Raw genomic sequence first — 1,414 nt, 5'->3', positions numbered from 1 at the left:
CTTCAACACATGACGTCAAATTGCTCTCTACTGAAGCAAGAATAATTTCCTGCCAGTCATGTCTGAAATTGTCGATTTTGTTTTTATAAATTGAAAGCACTTTATCTGAGATACCCATATCTTAACCCCATGATTAACATCACTTTTTATCTTTAACAATCATGGTGACCCGATAAAATCTGGCATGATCAGCTGCCAACCCTTGCGGCAGGCTACTGCCCGGGCCCTGCGGGCGATCTGCCTCTCCCCTTCCCTGTTGTTGAGGCTGCTCCGGGACATGATGGAATCATATGAAACTTTTTCATTATGGCGTTGCGGGTCGCGGAATGAAAGGAAACGAGCCCGGTGAGCCTGATATTCAGCATCACCATGCTGGCCATTTGGAGTCTGATAAATTGAGCTCTACGCCCAGACTTTACCTGCTCGTAATCAATACCCGGTCATTTCCAGATAGCCCTGGCCGCGGGGTGCGCCACTGGCGGCGTCGGTCACGCTGACCGCACCTTCCCAGTAGCGCACCGAGGTGTTCATCCAGCGATTCGCGTGGCGAGCCGCTATCTCCAGCTCAAGGTTCTGCTCCGGCAGCGTCAGGCGCCAGCGCACCGGCACGCGATGCCCGTCGGCCCTGGCAAACGCCTGCGGCATCAGCGTTAACGTTGCGGCAGTTAACGGCGTTACCTCGCCATCGGGGGTGATCCAGCTGCCAGAAAGATAGTCGTCGTGGTTTGCCCCCCCACCGCGCAAGCGAAAGGCCATCAGCCGGGAGCCGCTGTCTAGGTGCAGCGAAAACCAGTCCCAGCCGGTTTGATTGCCACTCAGCAGTTGACTGCTCCATTCCCGATCCAGCCAGGCCCGCCCGCTGACCGCCACGCGCTCGCCGTTAAGCCACACCTCGCCGCTGACACGATAAAAGGGCTGGCTGTAATACATGGAACCCTGGCCGTCGGCCGACTTCTGGCTGAAGCCGCGAATACCATGGCGCACCAAAGGCCCTTCAGCTTCGAGTTCCAATTGATAGCCAAAGGGGCCGTTTTCGTCCTCGGCCCGGGCCGTCAGGCGAAGCCGATTCAGTTCGTCGCCTTGCGAGGTCAGGCTTTCAAGCCGCCAGTCATCCAGCCAGGCGCGAAAGGGCTGGGCCGTCACACCGGCCTGCTGCGCGGCACCCGGGAGCGGCATGCTGGTTCCCCGCGCGAAGCGTTCGGCCACGCGATGGCTCTCGCCACGAGACAGCGCCATATGTGCCATCCACAGTTGATCCGGGGCCCAAGGCTCGGCGTTGGGCCTGGCCCCGAGGTCGGCAACGGCGGTGCTGGCGGCGGGCGCCATGGGCTGCTGCGCCTGCCGAAACAGCGTCCACTGCATTCCCAGCGGCTCGCCATTCTCGTCTTCCAGGTTGGCAGTGAGATACCACACT

At 59.4% G+C, this 1,414-nt stretch carries 1 protein-coding gene; it reads right to left on the bottom strand.

What is annotated here, in order from left to right:
• Nucleotides 1–429 precede the first annotated feature (429 nt).
• A partial coding sequence (locus tag UN63_RS16845; protein WP_104488641.1) for a lipocalin-like domain-containing protein occupies nucleotides 430–1,414 on the bottom strand: 985 nt, incomplete at its 5' end.

Origin of the sequence: Oceanisphaera arctica, assembly GCF_002936955.1 — a bacterium.
Classification (GTDB): Bacteria; Pseudomonadota; Gammaproteobacteria; order Enterobacterales; family Aeromonadaceae; genus Oceanimonas; species Oceanimonas arctica.
The sequence above is the reverse complement of the archived record's forward strand: the minus strand, read 5'-3'. Positions and strand labels throughout refer to the sequence as shown.